Annotated in this window: 15 protein-coding genes; 3 read left to right on the top strand and 12 right to left on the bottom strand. The window is 72.8% G+C overall.

All coding sequences use genetic code 11. The annotated features are described in order from the left end of the window. Positions 1-300: 300 nt before the first annotated feature. The 4 genes from ABZ457_RS14330 to ABZ457_RS14345 form a co-directional block, all read right to left on the bottom strand. Positions 301-1,599: a site-2 protease family protein gene (locus tag ABZ457_RS14330; protein WP_359157605.1), complete on the bottom strand. Its 1,299-nt coding sequence runs from the start codon at positions 1,597-1,599 to the stop codon at positions 301-303. Further along, positions 1,596-2,867: a 1-deoxy-D-xylulose-5-phosphate reductoisomerase gene (gene dxr, locus ABZ457_RS14335; protein ID WP_359157607.1), complete on the bottom strand. Its 1,272-nt coding sequence runs from the start codon at positions 2,865-2,867 to the stop codon at positions 1,596-1,598. The genes ABZ457_RS14330 and dxr overlap by 4 nt, the downstream gene beginning before the upstream one ends. Positions 2,868-3,000: 133 nt before the next feature. Then, entirely contained in the window at positions 3,001-4,974 is a 1,974-nt protein-coding gene (locus tag ABZ457_RS14340) for an acyl-CoA dehydrogenase family protein (RefSeq protein ID WP_359157609.1), read from the bottom strand. Between the two features lie 180 nt (positions 4,975-5,154). Continuing rightward, the gene (locus ABZ457_RS14345) at positions 5,155-6,600 is read right to left on the bottom strand and encodes an aldehyde dehydrogenase family protein (protein ID WP_359157611.1); all 1,446 of its coding nucleotides are present in this window, start codon (positions 6,598-6,600) and stop codon (positions 5,155-5,157) included. A 194-nt stretch (positions 6,601-6,794) separates the two neighbouring features. Here ABZ457_RS14345 and ABZ457_RS14350 point away from each other — a divergent pair, with 194 nt between their 5' ends. Further along, positions 6,795-7,313: a DUF6281 family protein gene (locus ABZ457_RS14350; protein ID WP_359157780.1), complete on the top strand. Its 519-nt coding sequence runs from the start codon at positions 6,795-6,797 to the stop codon at positions 7,311-7,313. On the opposite strand, the gene ABZ457_RS14355 is transcribed toward ABZ457_RS14350, so the two are convergent. Both ABZ457_RS14355 and ABZ457_RS14360 read right to left on the bottom strand, forming a co-directional pair. After that, entirely contained in the window at positions 7,223-8,803 is a 1,581-nt protein-coding gene (locus ABZ457_RS14355) for a PucR family transcriptional regulator (RefSeq protein ID WP_359157613.1), read from the bottom strand. The genes ABZ457_RS14350 and ABZ457_RS14355 overlap by 91 nt on opposite strands. A 182-nt stretch (positions 8,804-8,985) precedes the next feature. Further along, entirely contained in the window at positions 8,986-11,292 is a 2,307-nt protein-coding gene (locus tag ABZ457_RS14360; protein WP_359157615.1) for an ATP/GTP-binding protein, read from the bottom strand. Positions 11,293-11,639: 347 nt separating this feature from the next. Between ABZ457_RS14360 and gabT the strand changes: the two genes are divergently transcribed. Then, on the top strand, positions 11,640-12,974 hold the full coding sequence (gene gabT / locus ABZ457_RS14365) for a 4-aminobutyrate--2-oxoglutarate transaminase (RefSeq protein ID WP_359157617.1): 1,335 nt from the start codon (positions 11,640-11,642) through the stop codon (positions 12,972-12,974). A 375-nt stretch (positions 12,975-13,349) separates the two neighbouring features. Next, a complete protein-coding gene (locus ABZ457_RS14370; RefSeq protein WP_359157619.1) occupies positions 13,350-13,952 on the top strand; it encodes a phosphatase PAP2 family protein in 603 nt (200 codons plus the stop codon). Here ABZ457_RS14370 and ABZ457_RS14375 read toward each other — a convergent pair. From ABZ457_RS14375 to ABZ457_RS14400, 6 genes are all read right to left on the bottom strand, one after another. Then, complete coding sequence (locus ABZ457_RS14375; RefSeq protein ID WP_359157622.1) at positions 13,937-15,739, bottom strand: glycoside hydrolase family 18 protein; 1,803 nt, start codon at positions 15,737-15,739, stop codon at positions 13,937-13,939. The two genes, ABZ457_RS14370 and ABZ457_RS14375, sit on opposite strands and share 16 nt — an antisense overlap. A gap of 96 nt (positions 15,740-15,835) precedes the next feature. After that, complete coding sequence (locus ABZ457_RS14380) at positions 15,836-16,297, bottom strand: bifunctional DNA primase/polymerase (RefSeq protein WP_359157624.1); 462 nt, start codon at positions 16,295-16,297, stop codon at positions 15,836-15,838. A gap of 131 nt (positions 16,298-16,428) precedes the next feature. Further along, positions 16,429-17,841: an FAD-dependent oxidoreductase gene (locus ABZ457_RS14385; protein WP_359157626.1), complete on the bottom strand. Its 1,413-nt coding sequence runs from the start codon at positions 17,839-17,841 to the stop codon at positions 16,429-16,431. 68 nt (positions 17,842-17,909) lie between these two features. Next, positions 17,910-18,701, bottom strand: a complete 792-nt coding sequence (locus ABZ457_RS14390) for an ABC transporter permease (RefSeq protein WP_359157628.1) — start codon at positions 18,699-18,701, stop codon at positions 17,910-17,912. Then, positions 18,701-19,636, bottom strand: coding sequence for an ABC transporter permease (locus ABZ457_RS14395; protein ID WP_359157630.1), 936 nt, complete (start codon positions 19,634-19,636; stop codon positions 18,701-18,703). The genes ABZ457_RS14390 and ABZ457_RS14395 overlap by 1 nt, the downstream gene beginning before the upstream one ends. Further along, positions 19,633-20,784 carry an ABC transporter ATP-binding protein gene (locus ABZ457_RS14400; protein ID WP_359157632.1) on the bottom strand — a complete coding sequence of 384 codons (1,152 nt, stop codon included), beginning with the start codon at positions 20,782-20,784 and terminating at the stop codon, positions 19,633-19,635. The genes ABZ457_RS14395 and ABZ457_RS14400 overlap by 4 nt, the downstream gene beginning before the upstream one ends. Between the last annotated feature and the right edge of the window lie 95 nt (positions 20,785-20,879).

Consider the following 20,879-nt stretch of genomic DNA (forward strand, 5'->3'; position numbering starts at 1 on the left):
CCGACCGCGACCGAGCCGACCTGGATCTTCCGGCTGACCCGGCGGTCGGCGAGCTTGGTCGGAACGGACGGCATTCCGAGAGAAATTGCAGTCATCTGCTGTGCAACCCCAAGGTGTGGATCGAGGTCCCGAGATCGGCGGGCTCCAGCACCCGAGATTACGGCACTGGCGTTCGGCGGAGCACATCGCACACGGGAAGTCCACCCAAAGGGGACGGCCGGACACGAGGAGTGTCCGGCCGTCGATGGCGTGTTCCGGTCTGCCGCCGACCCGCCGCCGGGTGCTTCCGGGGCGCTTCCGCTAGCTGATGCGCACCGGGTTGACGATGTCCGCGACCAGGACGAGCAGGGTGAAGCAGATGAAGATGCCGGCCACCACATAGGCCACGGGCATCAGCTTCGCCACGTCGAACGGCCCCGGGTCGGGGCGCCGGAACAGCTTGGCGAAGCCGCGCCGGACTGACTCCCACAGGGCGCCCGCGATATGACCGCCGTCGAGCGGGAGCAGCGGGAGCATGTTGAACAGGAAGAGCGAGAGGTTGAAGCCCGCGAGGAGCATCAGGAAGGTCGCGATGATGTTCTGCGTGGGCATGTCGAGGTTGAGGACCTCGCCGCTGAGCCGGGCCGCGCCGACCACGCCGACGGGCGAGTCCTCCGCGCGTTCGCCGTCGCCGAAGGCCGCGTCCCAGAGGGCGGGGATCTTGGTCGGCAGGGCGACGATGGACTCGGCGCCGTTCTGGATCATGTCGCCCATGCGGTCGACGGAGTCACCGAAGGAGAGCGGCAGGATCTCCGTCCTGGCGGCGAAGCCCAGGTAGCCGGCCTTCTCGTAGCCCTCGACCACCTCGCCGTCGGCGTCCTTCTTGACCACCACGTTCTCGCGGAGAGTGGCGTTCAGGGTCTGCTCGGCGCCACCCCGCTCGACGGTGATGGTGGCCGGGCCGATGGTCTCGCGGATGCGCTCGGAGAGGGTGGGCCAGTCGGCGACCGGCTGCCCGTTGAAGGCGACGATCTTGTCGCCCTCCTTCAGGCCCGCCTCCAGGGCCGGCGAGGGGTCGTCCGCGGCGGTGCAGGTGTCGCGCTTCTCGCTCTGCTCGATGACGCACTTCTGGACGCCGGCGACCTCGGTGGTCTGGGTGGGCGTGCCGAAGCTCATCATCACGCCGAGGAAGATCGCCACCGCGAGGACCAGGTTCATGAACGGTCCGGCGAACATCACGATCACGCGCTTCCACGGCTTGCGCGTGTAGAAGAGGCGCGTCTCGTCGCCCGGCTGGAGCTCCTCGTAGGCGGCGGTGCGGGCGTCCTCGATCATGCCCCGCCAGGGGGAGGTCGAGCGGGCCTCGATCCTGCCGTCGTCGCCGGGCGGGAACATGCCGATCATCCGGATGTAGCCGCCCATGGGGATGGCCTTGATGCCGTACTCGGTCTCCCCCTTCTGGCGGGAGAACAGGGTCGGGCCGAAGCCGACCATGTACTGCGGCACCCGGATGCCGAACAGCTTCGCCGTCGACAGATGGCCCAGCTCGTGCCAGGCGATGGAGATCAGCAGCCCCACGCCGAACAGCACTATGCCGAGGACCGTCAACAGAATCGTCATGCGCGAGCCTCCGCGGGCCGTTCACCGCCGCTGTGGGCGTACTTCGCTGCCGTCTCACGGGCCCGGGTGCGGGCCCAGGCGTCCGCTTCGAGGACGTCCGCCACCGTGAGGGAGGTTCCGGGCGCGGGCGTGCCGTGCTCGGAGACCACCTCGGTGACCGTATCCATGATGGCGTTGAACGGCAGCCTTCCGGCGAGGAAAGCCTCCACGCACTCCTCGTTCGCCGCATTGAACACGGCGGGGGCGGTGCCGCCCAGCTCCCCCACGTGGCGGGCGAGTCCCACGGAGGGGAAGGCCTCGTTGTCGAGGGGGAAGAACTCCCAGGTGGAGGCGGTGGACCAGTCGAAGGCGGGGGCCGCGTCGGGCACCCGCTCGGGCCAGCCGATGCCGATGGCGATGGGACCGCGCATATCCGGCGGGGTGGCCTGGGCGAGGGTCGAGCCGTCCGTGAACTCCACCATCGAGTGGACATAGGACTGCGGGTGGACGACGACCTCGATCCGGTCGAAGGGGATGTCGTAGAGCAGATGCGCCTCGATCACCTCCAGCCCCTTGTTCACCAGGGTCGCGCTGTTGACGGTGATCACCGGGCCCATCGCCCAGGTGGGGTGCGCGAGGGCGTCCTCGCGGGTGACCCCCTCCAGCTCGGCGCGGGTGCGGCCGCGGAAGGGGCCGCCGGAGGCGGTCACCACCAGCTTGCGCACATCGGCGCGGGTGCCGGCGGCGAGCGCCTGGAAGAGGGCCGCGTGCTCGGAGTCGACGGGGATGATCTGCCCCGGCTTGGCGAGGGCCTTGACCAGCGGCCCGCCGACGATCAGGGACTCCTTGTTGGCCAGGGCGAGGGTGCGGCCCGCCTCCAGCGCGGCGAGGGTCGGCGCGAGGCCGATGGAGCCGGTGATGCCGTTGAGGACCGTGTGGCAGGGGGAGGCGGCCAGCTCGGTCGCCGCCTCCGGGCCCGCCAGGATCTCGGGCAGCGGCTCGGTGCCGTAGCGGGCGGCCAGCGCCTCGCGCAGGGCGGGCACGGCCTCCTCGCGGGCGACCGCGACGGTGTCGACGCCCAGCTCGCGCGCCTGCTCGGCGAGCAGGTCGACCCGCCCGCCGGCGGCGGAGAGCGCGGTCACGCGGAAGCGGTCGGGGTGGCGCAGGACGAGGTCGATCGCCTGCGTGCCGATGGACCCGGTCGAGCCGAGGACCACGACGTCACGGCGTCCCGGTGCGGGATCGAACGTGAGATGCGGATCGGCGAGGGGTGCTGGGCTGTCGCTCATCCCCCCATTGTGGCCGCTGAACCTGTCACTCCGGGCACGGCCCCACCCGAGTCGGACGCGGGCACGGCCCCACCTGAGTGGGACGCGGGCGGGACCGTGGCACCGGCGGGCGGGGCCGCCGCGGGGAGGCGGGTCAGCGGATCGGGCGGTGGACGTTCTCCCGGGTGGACGGCCCGGGGGTCTGGTCGGCGATCCAGGGGCCCTCGCCGCTCGGGTCGACGATGCCGTCCTCCAGCCAGGTGTACGTCCCCGACAGCACGCCCTTGACGACGGTGGTGTCGATGTCGTCGGTGTTGGACCACAGCCGGCCGAACAGCTCCTCGACGCGCAGCCGGGCCTGCCGGCAGAACACGTCGGCGAGCTGGTACGCCTCGCGGCCGTGCTCGCCCGAGGCCCGCAGGTGCTCCGCCCGCACGCAGGCGGCGCTCATCGCGAACAGCTCCGCGCCGATGTCCACGATCCGGCCGAGGAAGCCCTGCTTGGTCTCCATCCGGCCCTGCCAGCGGGACATCGCGTAGAACGTGGAGCGCGCGAGCTTGCGGGAGGTGCGCTCCACGTACCGCAGGTGGACGGCGAGGTCCGGGTGGCCGGCCGGGTGGAACTCGCGGTACGCGACGGGGACCTGCCCGGCGCCGGTGACCAGCCTGGGCAGCCAGCGGGCGTAGAAGGCGGCCGCGTTGGCGCCCGCCCGGGCCTTGTCCTTGGCGGTCTTGTCCGGGTCGATGATGTCCCCGGCGACGGCCAGGTGGGCGTCGACCGCCTCCCGGGCGATCAGCAGGTGCATGATCTCGGTGGAGCCCTCGAAGATGCGGTTGATCCGCAGGTCGCGCAGCAACTGCTCGGCCGGTACGCCCTTCTCGCCGCGCGCGGTGAGGGAGTCGGCGGTCTCGAAGCCCCGGCCGCCGCGGATCTGGACCGTCTCGTCGGCCATCAGCCAGGCCATCTCGGAGCCGTAGAGCTTGGCGAGGGCGGCCTCGATGCGGATGTCGTTGCGGTCCTCGTCCGCCATCTGGGAGGAGAGGTCGAGCACGGCCTCCAGGGCGAAGGTGGTGGCGGCGATGAAGGAGATCTTCGCGCCGACGGCCTCGTGGCGGGCGACCGGCTTGCCCCACTGCTCGCGGACGGCCGACCACTCGCGGGCGATCTTCAGACACCACTTGCCCGCGCCGACGCACATCGCGGGCAGCGAGAGGCGCCCGGTGTTGAGCGTGGTCAGCGCGATCTTCAGCCCGGCGCCCTCCGGACCGATCCGGTTGGCCGCGGGCACCCGGACCCGGTGGAAGCGGGTGACGCCGTTCTCCAGGCCGCGCAGGCCCATGAAGGCGTTCCGGTTCTCGACGGTGATGCCCTCGCTGTCCGCCTCGACGACGAAGGCGGTGATACCGCCCTTGTGCCCCTCGCTCTTCGGGACCCGGGCCATGACGACGAGGAGGTCCGCGACGACGCCGTTGGTGGTCCACAGCTTCACGCCGTCGAGGACGTAGTCGTCCCCGTCCGGGACGGCGGTGGTGGCGAGGCGGGCCGGGTCGGAGCCCACGTCCGGCTCGGTGAGCAGGAAGGCGGAGATGTCGGTGCGCGCCAGGCGGGGCAGGAACCGCTCCTTCTGCTCCTCGGTGCCGAACTGCTTGAGGGGCTGCGGCACGCCGATGGACTGGTGCGCGGAGAGCAGCGCGCCGATCGCGGGGCTGGCCGAACCGACCAGGGCGAGCGCCTTGTTGTAGTAGACCTGGGTGAGGCCGAGGCCCCCGTACTTGGGGTCGATCTTCATACCGAGGGCGCCCAGTTCGCGCAGGCCGTTGACGACCTCGTCGGGGATACGGGCGTCCCGCTCGATCCGCGCGCCGTCGACGTGTTCCTCGCAGAAGCGGCGGAGCCTGTTCAAAAACTCCTCGCCGCGGCGGGTGGCCTCGCCGGTGGGCATGGGGTGCGGGTGGATCAGGTCGAGCCGGAAGCGGCCGAGGAAGAGCTCCTTGGCGAAGCTGGGCTTGCGCCAGTCCTGTTCACGCGCCGCCTCGGCCACCCGGCGCGCCTCGCGCTCGGTGACCTTGGGCTGGGCGCGGGTGGGGTCGGCAGCCGGGTCGATCGGCTTGTCGGGTGGGGCGGACATACAGCTCACCTCGCCACGGGTAGGGGCCGGACGGAAGGACTACCGGCCGGTACTGCCACTCGTCCCCTCGTACCCGATAAAAACAGCCCGCACCAGCCCTGCAACGGGATGTTCCGGACACGCGAAGCGGCCGGAGCCCCCGCACAGTGGGCTCCGGCCGCGGTCTCGCGGGCGCGCCGGCTACAGGGCCAGTCCGGTGAGGACCAGGACGCGCTCGTAGGTGTAGTCCGCCATGGCGTAGGCGACGCCCTCGCGGCCGACGCCGGACTGCTTGGCTCCGCCGTAGGGCATCTGGTCGGCGCGGTAGGACGGGACGTCGCCGATGATCACGCCGCCGACCTCCAGGGCGCGGTGGGCGCGGAAGGCGGTCTGCAGGTCGTGGGTGAACACGCCCGCCTGGAGGCCGTACTTGGAGTCGTTGACCGCGGCGAACGCCTCGGCCTCGCCGTCGGCGCGGGTGACGCTGAGGACCGGGCCGAAGACCTCCTCGCCGGCGAGGGTGACGCCGTCGGGCAGGTCGGTGAGGACGGTCGGCGCGTAGGAGGCGCCGTCGCGCTTGCCGCCGGCGAGCAGCTTGGCGCCCGCGGCGACGGCCTCGTCGACCCAGGACTCCACGCGCTTGGCGGCGTCCTCGCTGACCAGGGGGCCGACGTCGGTGGCGTCGTCGGTCGGGTCGCCGGTGACCTGGGCCTCGACCGCGGCGACGATCTTCGGCAGCAGGCGGTCGTAGACGCTCGCGTCCGCGATCACGCGCTGCACGGAGATGCAGGACTGGCCGCCCTGGTAGTTGGAGAAGGTGGCGATACGGCTCGCCGCCCAGTCCAGGTCCTGCTCGCTCGACCAGTCGGCGAGGACGACGGCCGCGCCGTTGCCGCCGAGCTCCAGGGTGCAGTGCTTGCGCGGCACCGAGTCCATGATCGCGTAGCCGACCGGGCCGGAGCCGGTGAAGGAGATGACCGGCAGGCGCTCGTCCTGGACGAGGGCGGGCATCCGGTCGTTCGGCACGGGCAGCACGGACCAGGAGCCGGCGGGCAGCTCGGTCTCGGCGAGCAGCTCGCCGAGGATCAGCGCGGAGATCGGGGTGGCCGGGGCCGGCTTGAGGATGATCGGCGCGCCGACGGCGATGGCCGGGGCGACCTTGTGGGCGCTGAGGTTCAGCGGGAAGTTGAACGGGGCGATGCCGAGGACGACGCCCTTGGGGATGCGACGGGTCAGCGCGAGGCGGCCCTGGCCGCCGAGGTCGGTGTCGAGGCGCTGCGCCTCGCCGCCGTTGAAGCGGCGGGCCTCCTCGGCCGCGAACCGGAACACGGACACGGCCCGGCCGACCTCGCCGCGGGCCCACTTGACCGGCTTGCCGTTCTCGGCGGAGATCAGCCGCGCGATCTCCTCGGTCCGCTCGACGAGCCGCCGCGACACATGGTCCAGGGCGGCGGCGCGGACATGGGCGGGCGTGGCGGCGAACTCGTCCACCACGGCGTACGCGGCGGCGACGGCCTCCTCGACCTGCGCCTCGGTGGGCACGGACACCTGGCCGACGAGGCTGCCGTCCCAGGGGGAGGTGACGTCGAACGCGGTCTCGCCGGTGGCCTGGCGGCCGGCGAGCCAGAAGGCGTGGGTGGAAGTCATAGCGGGGGTCCGGCCCTTCCGAAGTGATGGGGGTTACTGCCTCTGCCCACACGGTAGGGCCGCGGGGCGGTTCGGTCGTTTGTCCGCGGTGGAGTGGTGCGGCGCGGGGGCTCGCCGCTTTGGCGGGGCGGGTGGGCGGGGCGTCCCGCCCGGGACGAGGAATGACCTTCGCCAGGCACTGCGTGCGCACGCTGATGGTCGCGCTTCTCGTATGCGGCGGCGCCGCTTGCGGATCGGACGGCGGGACGAGTACGCAGGGGTCGTCGTCCTGTGCCCGGTTCTTCACCTTCGAGGGCAGGGAGTACCGGGACGTGGGGGACTTCCCTGCCGAAGCGGGCAGGCACGTCGGTACCGCCGTCCAGCCCGCGTGCGGCCGGCACGGAGGGGACGGGGAGAAGAGGGGGCCGGACAAGGCGGCCTACGAGGTGAAGGGTGTCTCGCCGGACGTGGCGATCGCGGTGGGCGACGATCCGGACGACGTGGAGATATTCGTTTCCTACGACGGGACGGAACCTCCCCCGGAGGTGCGGAAGCTGGAAGACGCGTCGCGCCAGACGGAAACACGCGCTCCGCGCGGCCCGGGCCCGGCGTTCGCCCCGTCTCGGGGAGTCGAACCGAGCCCTCAGTATTTCAGCGCCAGCCAGAGTTCCATGCGGACGTCCGGGTCGTCGAGGGAGCGGCCGAGGATTTCCTCGACGCGGCGCATGCGGTAGCGCAGGGTGTGGCGGTGCACGCCGAGGTCGGCCGCGGCCGCGTCCCACTGGCCGTGGCGGGAGAGCCAGGCGCGCAGGGAGGCGACGAGGTCGCCGCGGCCGGTGGCGTCGTGTTCGCGGAGGGCGCGGAGGAGGCCGTCGGCGAAGGCGCGGACCGCGTCGTCGGCGAGGAGGGGGACGATGGAGCCCGTCGCCAGTTCCTCGTGTTCGACGAAGGCGCGGCCCCGGCGGCGGGCCACCGAGAGGGCCTGTTCGGCCTGTTTGTACGCGCCCGCCGCCGCGGTCGGGCCGGTCGGGGCGGAGAGGCCGAGGAAGAGCCCGGCGTCCTCCGCCTCCGCGTCCCCGTACGCGGCCGCGCAGTGCGCGGCGACCGTGCCGCCGTCGGCGGCCAGGACGGTCAGCCGGTCGCCCGGGCCGGGGACGACGAGTACGGGCTCCCCCGCCTTGGCCGCCGCGGCCTCCAGGGCCTCGGCCAGGGCGGGCAGCGGCCGGGCGGCCGCGTCCCGGACGCCCCCGCCCTCGCGTTCGCCGCCCTCGACCCGCTCGCCCGCGGGCTCCGCGACCAGCAGCCGGAAGGGCACGTCGAGCAGGTCGCCGTACAGGTCGCCCGCGACGGCCCGGGCGTGGTCGGGCTGCCCCGCGAGCAGCATCCGGACCACGGCCGCGCCGAGGCGCTGCTCCGCCGCCTGGAGGGTGCGCGAGCGGGCGGTGGCGAGGGTGAGGAGGGCGACTGCCGAGTGGACGGCGTACCGCTCGCCGGTGCCGAGCGGCGCCCCGGTCCCGACCGCGAGCGCGCCGCGCACCCGGCGCCCGGTGCCCAGGGACTGGAGCTCCACGCGGTCGTCGCCGTCGGCGTCCCCCACCACGGCGCTGGCCGGGGCGGCCCGCTCCCGCAGGCGCACCACGTCGGCGGTGTGGCGGGCGGCCCGGCGGGCGGCCCACTCGGGGGCGGAGGCGACGACCGCGCCGGAGGCGTCGTACAGGGCCGCCCAGCCGTCGACATGGGCGGCGAGCCGGGCGACGACCGCGGCGGGGCCCTCGGCGAGGGCCGCGCGGGTCAGTTCGCGCTGCGCCTCGAAGCCCGCGGTCACGGACCGGTACTGCTCGGCGGCGATGGCGGCCGAGACCGCCTTGGCGATGGCGAGGAAGGGGGTGCGCCGGGGTACGGCGAGCAGCGGCAGCCCCTCCTCCTCGGCGGCCCGGACCAGGGCGTCCGGCACGTCCTCGTAGTAGACGCCGACGGCGAAGCCGAGCCCCACGACGCCCGCGCCGACCAGGCGGCGCACATAGCGGCGCATCGCGTCCGGGTCCTCGGCGTCCAGGGTCATGGCGGTGACGAGCAGCAGTTCGCCGCCCTCCATGTACGGGACGGGGTCGGCCAGCTCACTGACATGGGCCCAGCGCACCGGCGTCTCCAGCCGGTCCGCCCCGGCACGCACGGTGAGCTTGAGCGCCGAGTGCTGCACGAGCGAGGCGAGTGTGGGCGGCATGGGTCCTCGGGGGCTTCGTCGGGGGCTTCGCGGGCGGGGCCGTGGCGGCGCGCGCCGCCACGGGTTTACGCCGTCTCGTATGAACGGCCACCCCCGATTCTGCCAGGGAGTACCAAAGCAGGGGGTACCACGGGGAGTGGCCGCACGCGCTCCCGTCAGGCACGCCCCGCGCCCCCGCCCCGTCAGGTGCGCAGGTCCACCAGGAGCGGCGGCGCGTGGTCGCCGCCGACGCTGGTGAGGGAGAGCACGGCGTGCCCGGCCGGCACGGCGTGGGCGAGGTCGGAGGCGGACCAGCGGGCGCGTTCCACCTCGCGCACGGTGACCGCCTCGGCGGTGGCCGCCTTGCCCGTGACCAGGCGGCGCATCATGTGCAGGGCCTTGGTCAGGGGCTCGTCGGAGATGATCTGCCGGTTGGTGACGTCCCGGGTCTGGACCCACTCGGTGCCCCAGGTCTCCGCGAAGCGGTTGCCGTCCCAGGGGGCGAGCCCGGCGAAGGCCATCCGGCAGCCGACGGCCCCCAGCAGCGGCCCGCGCAGGGTCTCGGGGACGTCCTCCAGGCTGCGCAGGGCGAAGACGACCCCGGCGTTGGCGCTGCGCAGCCGCTGGACGGCGCGGACCGCGTCGGCGGTCACCGTGTAGGAGGCGTCGTCCAGGACGAGGCAGGCGAAGAGGGACCGGTCGTCGCGAGTGAGGGCCGCGTCGGTGAACTGGGCGAGGACCAGGCGGGCGATGATCCGGGACGCCTCGGCGTGGCCGCGTTCGGGGAGGTCGACGCGGACCCGCAGGGGGTGCTCGATCGCCCGCAGGGAGAAGGGGCGTCCGCCGCCGTCGGTGCGGAAGGACCCGGCGAACGCGGGCCGGTCCAGGAAGGCGACGCGTTCCGCGAGGAGGACGCCGATGTCGTCGGCGCGGGCGGACTGGCGTTCGCGGGCGTCGAGTTCACGGAGCTGGGACGCCTCCCCCGCGGCCCGGAGGGCGGCGCGCAGGGCGCCGGTCGCCTCGGGCGCTCCGCCGAGGAGCTCGCGGAGTTCGGGGATGCCGGGGAAGTGCCCGTGGACGGCGCGGTAGGGGCCGATGAGCTGGGCGAGGGCGGTGGCGGCCCGCCGGCTGTCGCCGCCGGGCAGCGCGGCGGCGAGGTCGCCGACCAGGGCCTCGGCGAGGGTGCGGGCGGCCTCGTCGGGGTCGTCGGCGCCGCCGTAGAGGTCCAGGTCGTGGGTGGAGTCGGGGCGGCCGACGGAGACGACCAGGTCGAAGGCGTCGTCGGGGGCGATCCCGGAGCCCTGGGCGGTGACGGCGACGACGGCGGCCCGGTTGGCGAGGGCCAGCAGGCACAGCGACTCGACGACCGGGCGCACCAGGCGCACGCTCTTGCCGGAGCCGGAGGGGCCGACGGCGACGAGGGAGGTGCCGAGCAGGGCGGGCTCCAGGGCGAGCCCGGTGGTGCGCCGAGCGTACGGGTTGCGGTCGTCGTCGACGACGGTGCCGATGCGCACCTGGGCGGTGGCGAGGTCGTGGCGGGCGGTGCGCACGGGCAGGTCGCGCAGTCCGGACGGGTGGCCGCAGGCGGCGGGGCCGTCGCGGCGCACGGTCTCGGCGAAGGCGGCGAGGCGTTCGGGGCGGGCGTGCACGCTCTGCCAGGCGCGCCGGATGCGGGCCACGTCGACGTCGCCGAGGGCGCCGGAGCGGGTGGCCTCGGCGAGCCGGGCGGCGGCCTCGGGCAGTCCGGCGCGCTGGATCTCGGGCCATTCGGCGGGGTCGGCCCCGGGCGGGGGCGGAGCCGCGGGGCCGCCCCGCCGGGCGTCCAGCCGGCGCCGCACGGCGGGCCAGCGGCCGGCCCGGCCGACGGCGGCGACCAGGGCGACGGCGAGCAGCACCCAGTAGACGTTGGACACCCACAGCAGCCAGCTGGTGCGGGGCATCTCCCGCCACACCCCGGGCAGCAGCACGAACAGCGGCCAGACCGGCACACCGAAGCGCTGCCACACCTCGCCCCAGTTGCCGACCCGGCCGAAACCGCGGGCGAGGAGGGAGAGGATCAGGGCGTAGTAGAGGTAGGCGACGACGACGTACAGCTCGGTGTAGGAGCTCGTGCCCGAGCGCCAGTCCTCGGGGACGAGCCACAGCATCGGCAGCAGCCACCAGTCGTCGACGAAGATCCACCAGCCTTCGAGGTAGCCGTTCCAGAGCAGCGACCAGAGCAGCCAGCCGCAGAGGTACGCGATGAACGCGCCGCTGAGGAGCTGGCGGGCGGGGACGAGGTCGGGGGCTTGGTCGGGGCGCTCGACGTGGCCGAAGCGCCAGATACCCGGCGCGGCGGCGGGCCGCGCGGTGCGCAGCCATTCGACGAGGGCGGGCCGGGTGACCGGGGCGTGGGCGGGGCGCCGGGGTGCGCCCGGGGGGACGAGGGGTGCCTCGGGTGGCGGTCCGGCGGGACGGGGCACGGGATTGGCGCGTGTGCCGCGTGCGTCGAATGTGCCTTCGGATTCCATGAAACCGCTGCCCCCTGACCAGCCAGGCCCGCCGTGTGCACGGTCAATCTAGTGCCAGGCGCTGGGGAGTTCAGCGACTCGGGCGGGTGTCGGGCCGCCGGGCCCGCGCGTTCCGGCCCCGGTGCCGGACTCCCGTGCGCGCCGCCCCGCGCCCCCTATGGCCGTCACGGACAACGACACACCCCCCAACACTCCCGATCGGCGCATGCCCGCACCCCGTCCCCGGACCTAGCCTGCGAAGAAGGACATCCCGCACATCCAGCGTCCGGACACGTCCGGGCGTCCGGACACATCCGGATACACCACTCCGTACCCCCGTACCTCCCGTACACCCCCAGGAGCCCCGCATGACCGCTATCCCGCAGGAGCGCCGCGTCGTCACCGCCATCCCCGGCCCGAAGTCGCAGGAGCTTCAGGCCCGCCGCACGGCCACGGTCGCCGGCGGTGTGGGGTCCGTGCTTCCCGTGTTCACGGCCCGCGCGGGCGGCGGGATCATCGAGGACGTGGACGGCAACCGTCTGATCGACTTCGGTTCCGGCATCGCCGTGACCTCGGTCGGCGCGTCCGCCGAGGCCGTGGTCCGCCGCGCCTCCGCGCAGCTCGCCGACTTCACCCACACCTGTTTCATGGTCACCCCCTACGAGGGCTATGTGGAGGTCTGCGAGGCGCTGGCCGAGCTGACCCCGGGCGACCACGAGAAGAAGTCCGCGCTGTTCAACTCGGGCGCCGAGGCCGTCGAGAACGCGGTCAAGATCGCCCGCTCGTACACGGGCCGCCAGGCCGTCGTCGTCTTCGACCACGGCTACCACGGCCGCACCAACCTGACGATGGCGCTGACGGCGAAGAACATGCCGTACAAGAACGGCTTCGGCCCGTTCGCGCCCGAGGTGTACCGGGTGCCGGTGGCGTACGGCTACCGCTGGCCGACCGGCCCGGAGAACTGCGGCCCGGAGGCCGCCGCCCAGGCGATCGACCAGATCTCCAAGCAGGTCGGCGCGGACAACGTCGCCGCGATCATCATCGAGCCGGTGCTCGGCGAGGGCGGCTTCATCGAGCCCGCGAAGGGCTTCCTGCCCGCGATCGCGAAGTTCGCCAAGGACAACGGCATCGTCTTCGTCGCGGACGAGATCCAGTCCGGCTTCTGCCGCACCGGCCAGTGGTTCGCCTGCGAGGACGAGGGTGTGGTCCCGGACCTGATCACCACCGCCAAGGGCATCGCGGGCGGTCTGCCGCTCGCCGCCGTGACCGGCCGCGCCGAGATCATGGACGCCCCGCACGCGGGCGGCCTCGGCGGCACCTACGGCGGCAACCCGGTCGCCTGCGCCGGTGCGCTCGGCTCCATCGAGACGATGAAGGAGCTGGACCTCAACGGGAAGGCGAAGCGGATCGAGGAGGTCATGAAGGGCCGCCTCGCCGCGATGCAGGAGAAGTACGACACCATCGGTGACATCCGGGGCCGGGGCGCGATGATCGCCATCGAGCTGGTGAAGGACCCGGCGAGCAAGGAGCCCAACCCGGAGGCGGCGGGCGCGCTGGCGAAGGCGTGCCACGCGGAGGGGCTGCTCGTCCTCACCTGCGGCACCTACGGCAATGTGCTGCGCTTCCTGCCCCCGCTGGTGATCGGCGAGGACCTGCTGAACGAGGGCCTGGACATCCTGGAGCAGGCGTTCGCGGGCATCTGACCCCGGGCCCGTCCGGGCCGACCAGGAGGGGGAACCCCCGCCTGTGAAGAAGCTGTGGGGGGCCGATGGCGGGATGGGAATCCGTCTGTCGGTCCCCCGCCCTCTGCCGTACGGTCGTCGCAGATGAGAGAAACACCCGCACCGGGGGCGACCCCGGGCGACTCCGGGCCGGAGCCTCCCCAGCCCCGACCCGGTCGTGCCACCGCGCACACCGCCGGAGCCCTGGGCTCCGGGTCTCCTCACCGATCGGACGGCCGCCCGCCCCACACCCCCCGGGGCGCGCGGCGAGCCGATCAGGCCGGCCGTGACGGAACAACCCCCCCTGTTCCGATACGGCCGGCCTCTCGGCGTTCCCGGCCGGCCGCTCTGTACGCGGTGTTCGCGCTCTGCTGTGCCCTCTTCGCCCTGGTCACCTGGCAGGTGGCGGCGGACGGGCCGCTGCGGGCGGCGGACGAGCGACTGGGGCGGGCGGTCTTCCGGGACGTGCCCGACGCGGTCACCGAACCCCTGGCCGACCTCGGCAATATGACGGTCGCGCCCCTTGTGCTCGCCGTCGCGCTGGCCTGGTCGCTGTGGCGGGGCCGGCGGGACACGGGCCGGACGCCGTGGCGGCCCGCCGCGGCCGCCGTCCTCGCGCTGCCGGCCGTGCCCGCGCTCGTCGCGCCCCTGAAGGCGCTGATCGCGCGGCCGGGACCGCTGGAGCCGGGCACGGGCTGGTACCCCTCCGGGCACACGGCGACCGCGATGGTCGCCTATCTGTGTGCGGCCCTGCTGGTCACCCCGTATCTGCGCCGCCGATGGGCGATGCCCGTCGCCGTGGTGCTCACGGTGGCGACGGGCGTCGGGCTGGTGCTGCGCGGCTACCACTGGCCGCTGGACGTGCTCGGGAGCTGGTGCCTGTTCGGCGCGGTGCTGCTGCTCCCGGCCGTGGTCCGCGGGCTCCCGGGTGTGCCGCGCCGGGGTCAGCGCCAGGCGTAGGCGTCGAAGTTCCGGGAGAACTCCCAGCCGTTGAAGCGGTCCCAGTTGATCGACCAGGTCATCAGTCCGCGCAGGGCGGGCCAGGTGCCGTGGGTGCGGTAGGAGCCGCAGTCGGTGCCGCGGGTGAGGCAGTCGAGCGCCTTGTTCACCTCGGCCGGGGTGGTGTACCCGTTGCCCGCCTGGGTGGAGGCGGGCAGGCCGATGGCGACCTGCTCGGGGCGCAGCGCGGGGAAGAAGCGGTTCTGGTCGCCCGCGACGGGGAAGCCGGCGAGCAGCATGTCGGTCATGGCGATGTGGAAGTCCGCGCCGCCCATGGAGTGGTACTGGTTGTCGAGGCCCATGATCGGGCCGGAGTTGTAGTCCTGGACGTGCAGCAGGGTCAGGTCGTCGCGCAGGGCGTGGATGACCGGCAGATAGGCGCCGGCGCGCGGGTCCTGGCCGCCCCAGGGCCCGGAGCCGTAGAACTGGTAGCCGAGCTGGACGAAGAAGGTCTCCGGGGCCATGGTCAGCACGAAGTCCTCGCCGTACTTCGCCTTGATGGTCTTCACCGCCGAGATCAGGTTGACGATCACGGGTGAGGTGGGGTTGCGGAAGTCGGTGTCGCCGGTGTCGAGGGAGAGCGAGTGGCCCTCGAAGTCGATGTCCAGGCCGTCGAGCCCGTACTCGTCGATGATCTTCGAGACGGAGGTGACGAAGGCGTCCCGGGCGGCCGTGGAGGCGAGCTGCACCTGGCCGTTGGCGCCGCCGATGGAGATGAGGACCTTCTTGCCGGCGGCCTGCTTGGCCTTGATCGCCGCCTTGAACTCGGCCTCCGACTCCACGTTCGGGCACTCGCTCTTCGGGCAGAGGGAGAAGCGGATGTCGCCGGAGGTGGCGGTGGTCGGCTCCCCGAAGGCGAGGTTGACGACGTCCCAGGAGTCCGGCACGTCCGCCATCCGCGTGTAGCCGGAGCCGTTGGCGAAGCTCGCGTGCAGATAGCCGACCAGGGCGTGGGCAGGGAGTTCGGCCCCGCCGCCCCCGCCGCTCTCCGTGGTGGTGGCGGAGACGGCGGCGGACTTCGCCGACTCCCCCGCGTCGTTGTACGCGGAGACCTGGAAGCTGTACGCGGTCGCGGGGGTCAGCCCGGTGACGGTGGCCGAGGTGCCGGTGACCGTGGCGACCCGCTGGGCGCCCCGGTAGACGTGGTAGCCGCTCGCGCCCGCCGAGGCGTTCCAGCTCAGCGGCACGAAGGTGGCGCCGGGGGCGCCCGCGCGCAGGTTCCCCGGGGCCGCGGGGACGGTGACCGGGTCGCCGCCGGGGCCGAGGACGGAGAGGTCGTCGGCGAGGTAGGCGGGGGTGCCGTACCAGCCGTGGGTGTAGATGGTGACGGACCGGGTGGCGGGGCCGGTGCGGAAGGTGGTGGTGAGCTTCTGCCAGGTGGGTGCGGAGGCGGTCCAGGTGGACACGTCGGTGGTGCCGGTGCCGGAGGCGCCCAGGTAGACGTAGGAGCCCTGGACCCAGCCGCTGAGGGTGTAGGTGGAGTCGGGCTGAACGGTGACGGTCTGGGAGCAGCGGGCGTTGTCGGAGCCGGCCGGGGTGGCCCGCAGGGCCGAGGTGCCGGTGCGGACGGGCGAGGTGACGGCCTGGCCGCTGCCGGCGGTGCAGCTCCAGCCGGTCAGCCCGGCCTCGAAGCCGCCGTTGCGGGCGAGTTCGGTGTCCGCGGCGGTGGCGGCCGGGGCGAGGGCGACGAGCAGGGAAGCGGCCAGGGCGGTGGCGGCGAGAACGGCGGCGGGTCTGGTGCGGTGCACAACTGCCTCCGGACAGGGGGGTGGTGGAGAGGTGCGGCGCGCACAACATGGTCCAGACCAATCATGTTGTCAAGACCTGTGGCACGCGCCGGCCGCTCACTCCCCCGGCCGCGCCCGGGCGATCCCCGCCGCCGCCTCGTGCATCGCCAGCTCCAGCAACTGGGGGTCGTTGAGGGTGCCCGAGCCGTCCGGGACGACGAGCCAGCGCACCTTGCCCGCCGTACGCCCCGGGTAGGGGACCACGATCCAGGTGCCGCTGCCCGCCGTGCGGATACCGGTGCCGATCCAGCGGCCCGCGGTGCCGGGCGGCACGAAGAAGCCCATCCGCTCCTCGCCGAAGTCGGCCAGCACCGGACCGGGCCTGCCGACCAGGCGGTTGAGCACGTCCAGCGTGGGATACCCCAGCTCACCGGGGAGGATCAGGACGTCCCAGCGCCTGCCCGCGGGCAGCAGCGCGATCCCGTGCGGGTTGCGCTCCCATGCCCACCGGCAGGCGCCGGGATCCGGTGCCGCCGACGCCAGCCATTCCACCGCGTTCCTGGCCCCCGAGCCGCTCATCGTGGTCTCCATTCCGTGTGGGGACGGTGCTGTCCCCCACAGAGAGAGCCCGGAACGGTGTTCATTACGCGACTTCGGCGATCTCGTCGGAGTGAACCGGGTCACCGCGACGGCCCGCGGGTCTTTGGCGGCTAGCTGTCGAAGCCGAGCCCCAGCCGGTCCATCGCCCGCAGCCACAGATTGCGCCGGCCGCCGTGGGCGTCCGCGCGGGCCAGGGACCACTTGGTGATCCCGATGCCCGCCCAGGCCACCGGCTCCGGCGGGAACGGCAGCGGCTTGCTGCGCACCATCTCCAGCCGGGTCCGCTCGGTGTCCTCGCCGCCGAGGAGGTCGAGCATCACGTCCGCGCCGAACCGGGTCGCGCCGACACCCAGGCCGGTGTACCCGGCGGCATAGGCGACCCGGCCGCCGTGGGCGGTGCCGAAGAAGGCGGAGAAGCGGGAGCAGGTGTCGATCGCCCCGCCCCAGGCGTGCGAGAAGCGCAGCCCTTCGAGCTGCGGGAAGCAGCGGAAGAAGTGCCCGGCCAGCTTGAGGTACGTCTCCGGCCGGTGGTCCATCGCCTCGCTCAGCCGGCCGCCGTACGGGTAGATCGCGTCGTAGCCGCCCCACAGGATGCGGTGGTCGGCGGTGATGCGGAAGTAGTGGAACTGGTTGGCGCTGTCGCCGAGCCCCTGCCGCCGCTGCCAGCCCACGGACTTCAGCTGCTCCGGGCTCAGCGGCTCGGTCATCAGCGCGTAGTCGTAGACCGGGACGGTGTACGGGCGCACCCGGCGCACCAGGGACGGGAAGACGTTGGTGCCCAGGGCCACCTGCCGGGCGTACACCCGGCCGTACGGGGTGCGCACGGCCATCCCCGCCCCGGCGCGGGCGAGTTCGAGGCCGGGCGTGTTCTCGAAGATCCGTACGCCCTTCTCCTCGCAGACCCGCTTCAGGCCCCAGGCGAGTTTCGCGGGGTGCAGCATCGCGACGCCCTCGCGGTCCCAGAGGCCGCCGAGGAAGGTCGGTGAGTCGACCTCGGCTCGCACCGCGTCCCGGTCCAGCAGCTCCAGCCCGGTGAAGCCCAGCCGGGCGGCCTCCTGGTGCATCTCCTCCAGTTCGCGCAGCTGGTGGGGTTCGGTGGCGACGTCGATCTCGCCGGTGCGCTCGAAGTCGCAGTCGATGCCGTAGCGGGCGACGGTCTCCCCGATGGCGTCCAGGTTGCGCAGCCCCAGCTCCTCCAGCAGGGGCAGCTCCCCCGGCCAGCGGGCGAGGCCGTTGCCGAGGCCGTGGGTGAGGGAGGCGGCGCAGAAGCCGCCGTTGCGGCCGGAGGCGGCCCAGCCCGCCTCCCGGCCCTCGATCAGGACGACGTCCCGCCCGGGGTCGCGCTCCTTGGCGAGCAGGGCGGTCCACAGTCCGCTGTAGCCGCCGCCGACGACCAGCAGGTCGCAGCGCTCGGTGCCGGTCAGGGCGGGCAGCGCGCCCGGCTTGCCGGGGTCCTCCAGCCAGAAGGGGACGGGCTGGGCGTCCGCGAGCGATGAGGCAAAGGTCATGGCTGCTGGGGCCATGGTTTCCACTCCTTCGTCGGCCGCCCGGGGGCGGCCTCCTGGTGCACCGGCCTGCTGCTTCAGGGCGGTTACAGCGCGGTCTTCTTCCGGCGGTTGCCGATCACCTGCGCGGCGACCACGACCAGGACCGCGATCACGAACATCGCGGTGCCGATCACATTGATCTGCACGGGGGTACCGCGCTGCGCCGAGCCCCACACGAACATGGGGAAGGTGACGGTGGAGCCGGAGTTGAAGTTGGTGATGATGAAGTCGTCGAAGGACAGCGCGAAGGCGAGCATCGCACCGGCCGCGATACCGGGCGCGGCGATCGGCAGGGTGACGCGCCAGAAGGTCTGGAACGGCCCCGCGTACAGATCGCGGGCGGCCTCCTCCAGCCGGGGGTCCATCGACATCACACGGGCCTTGACCGCGACCACCACGAAGCTGAGGCAGAACATGGTGTGCGCGATGAGGATGGTCCAGAAGCCGAGCTGCACACCGAGGTTGAGGAAGAGGGTGAGCAGCGAGGCGGCCATGACGACCTCGGGCATGGCCATCGGCAGGAAGATCAGCGAATTGATGGTGCCCCGCGCCCGGAAGCGGTAGCGCACCAGGGCGAAGGCGATCATCGCGCCGAGCAGGGTCGCGCCGACGGTGGCCCAGAAGGCGATCTGGAGGGACAGCACCAGGGAGCCGCACATGTCGGCGACACCGCAGGGGTCGGTCCAGGCGTCGGTGGAGAACTCCTGCCAGGAGTAGTTGAACCGGCCGGCCGGCTTGTTGAAGGAGAACACCATCACGATGATGTTCGGCACGATCAGATAGGCCAGCGTGAGCACGCCCGCCAGGACCACGAGGTTCCGCTTGAGCCACCGCATCAGACCAGGTCCTCCGTTCCCGCCCGGCGGATGTAGACGGTGACCGTGACCAGCACGACCGCCATGAGGATGAACGACAGCGCCGCGGCCGTCGGATAGTCGAGCACCCGCAGGAACTGCGACTGGATCACGTTGCCGATCATGCGGGTGTCGGTGGAGCCGAGGAGTTCGGCGTTGACGTAGTCGCCGCTGGCCGGGATGAAGGTCAGCAGGGTGCCGGAGACCACACCGGGCATCGACAGCGGGAAGGTCACCTTCCGGAAGACCGTCGAGGGGCTCGCGTACAGGTCGCCGGCCGCCTCGTGCAGCCGCGGGTCGATCCGCTCCAGCGAGGTGTAGAGCGGCAGGATCATGAACGGCAGGAAGTTGTACGTCAGACCGGTGACGACCGCGAGCGGGGTGGCGAGCACCCGTTCGCCCTCGGTCAGGCCGAGCCAGGCGGTGACGTCCAGAAAGTGGATGGTGTTGAGGAAGTCCACGACCGGGCCGCCGTCGGCGAGGATCGTCTTCCACGCCAGGGTGCGGATCAGGAAGCTGGTGAAGAAGGGGGCGATCACCAGCACCAGCAGCAGATTGCGCCAGCGCCCGGCCTTGAAGGCGATCAGATACGCCAGCGGGTAGCCCAGCAGCAGGCAGAGCAGGGTCGCGGTGCCGGCGTACAGCAGCGAGCGCAGGAACTGGGGCCAGTAGTCGGTCAGGGCGTCCCAGTAGGTCGCGAAGTGCCAGGTGACCTCGAAGCCCTGCTCCAGGGAGCCGGTCTGCACGGAGGTGGACGCCTGGTAGACCAGCGGCAGGGCGAAGAAGACCAGCAGCCACAGGATGCCCGGCAGCAGCAGCCAGTACGGGACCAGCCGGCGGCGCATCGACCGCTTGTGCACGACGGGCCCGCCGGGGGCCGGAGACGGGGACGCGGGCGGCGCCTCGGTGACGGTCACGGCGTCTCCTCCACCGACTCCACGCCCGCCGAGATGTCCTGGTCGGCGTCGAGCCCGAAGGTGTGCTCCGGGTTCCAGTGCAGGACGACCTCGGCGCCCGGGACCAGCCCGGCCTGCCGCTCCACGTTCTGCGCGTACACCTCAAGGCCCTTGCCCGCGGGGCTCTCCACGACGTACTGGGTGGAGACGCCGATGAACGAGGAGTCGGAGATCCGGCCGGTGACGGTGTTGCGGCCGGCGGCCACGGACTCGGCCGCGTCCGCCGGTACCAGGGAGATCTTCTCCGGGCGGATGCCGACGAGGAGCCGCCCGCCGGTGCGGGCGCCGTCCGGGCACCGGCTCTTCGGCAGGCGCAGCGTCCCGCCGCCGGCGCTCACCGTGATCTCCTCGCCCGCGGTGCCGACGACCTCGGCCTCGATGAGGTTGGAGGTGCCGAGGAAGTTGGCGACGAAGGTGGTGCGCGGGTTCTCGTACAGCTCCTGGGGCGCGCCGAGTTGCTCGACCCGGCCGCCGTTCATGACCGCGACCGTGTCGGCCATGGTCATGGCCTCCTCCTGGTCGTGGGTGACATGGACGAAGGTGATGCCGACCTCGGTCTGGATGCGCTTGAGCTCCAACTGCATCTGGCGGCGCAGCTTGAGGTCGAGGGCGCCGAGCGGCTCGTCGAGGAGCAGGACCTGGGGGTGGTTGATCAGGGCGCGGGCCACGGCGACGCGCTGCTGCTGGCCGCCGGAGAGCTGGTGCGGTTTACGCTGGGCGAAGTCGCCGAGCTGGACCAGGTCGAGCATCTCGGCGACCTGCTTCTTCACCGACTTCACGCCCCGACGGCGCAGGCCGAAGGCGACGTTCTCGTGGATGCTCAGGTGCGGGAAGAGGGCGTAGCTCTGGAAGACCGTGTTCACCGGGCGCTTGTGCGGCGGCAGGTCGGTGACGTCCCGCCCGCCCAGCGAGACGGTGCCGGTGCTGGGCTCCTCCAGGCCGGCGATCATGCGCAGGGTGGTGGTCTTGCCGCAGCCGGACGCGCCGAGCAGGGCGAAGAAGGAGCCCTGCGGGATGGTCAGGTCCAGGGGGTGCACGGCCGTGAAGGAGCCGTAGGTCTTGCCGAGCCCGGCGAGGCGGACGTCCCCGCCCGCGGTGGTGTCAGTCATGCGTCGCGTCCTGGTGTGTCGGTCGGTCCGGTGGCGGGGCCCGGCCCCGGGTGGCCCGGGGCGGGTGCCGGCAGCGGAGGGGCAGCTCCGGGTGG

The sequence above is a fragment of the Streptomyces sp. NPDC005805 genome (genome assembly GCF_040630445.1).
Taxonomy (GTDB): Bacteria; Actinomycetota; Actinomycetes; order Streptomycetales; family Streptomycetaceae; genus Streptomyces.

Bases quoted from the DNA above. Each gene is read 5' to 3' on its own strand.
- dxr (WP_359157607.1), bottom strand. From the start codon at position 2,867: ATGAGCGACAGCCCAGCACCCCTCGCCGATCCGCATCTCACGTTCGAT.
- gabT (WP_359157617.1), top strand. From the start codon at position 11,640: ATGACCGCTATCCCGCAGGAGCGCCGCGTCGTCACCGCCATCCCCGGC.
- ABZ457_RS14350 (WP_359157780.1), top strand. From the start codon at position 6,795: ATGGTCGCGCTTCTCGTATGCGGCGGCGCCGCTTGCGGATCGGACGGC.
- ABZ457_RS14355 (WP_359157613.1), bottom strand. From the start codon at position 8,803: ATGCCGCCCACACTCGCCTCGCTCGTGCAGCACTCGGCGCTCAAGCTC.
- ABZ457_RS14390 (WP_359157628.1), bottom strand. From the start codon at position 18,701: ATGCGGTGGCTCAAGCGGAACCTCGTGGTCCTGGCGGGCGTGCTCACG.
- ABZ457_RS14385 (WP_359157626.1), bottom strand. From the start codon at position 17,841: ATGGCCCCAGCAGCCATGACCTTTGCCTCATCGCTCGCGGACGCCCAG.
- ABZ457_RS14330 (WP_359157605.1), bottom strand. From the start codon at position 1,599: ATGACGATTCTGTTGACGGTCCTCGGCATAGTGCTGTTCGGCGTGGGG.
- ABZ457_RS14400 (WP_359157632.1), bottom strand. From the start codon at position 20,784: ATGACTGACACCACCGCGGGCGGGGACGTCCGCCTCGCCGGGCTCGGC.
- ABZ457_RS14340 (WP_359157609.1), bottom strand. From the start codon at position 4,974: ATGTCCGCCCCACCCGACAAGCCGATCGACCCGGCTGCCGACCCCACC.
- ABZ457_RS14380 (WP_359157624.1), bottom strand. From the start codon at position 16,297: ATGAGCGGCTCGGGGGCCAGGAACGCGGTGGAATGGCTGGCGTCGGCG.
- ABZ457_RS14360 (WP_359157615.1), bottom strand. From the start codon at position 11,292: ATGGAATCCGAAGGCACATTCGACGCACGCGGCACACGCGCCAATCCC.
- ABZ457_RS14345 (WP_359157611.1), bottom strand. From the start codon at position 6,600: ATGACTTCCACCCACGCCTTCTGGCTCGCCGGCCGCCAGGCCACCGGC.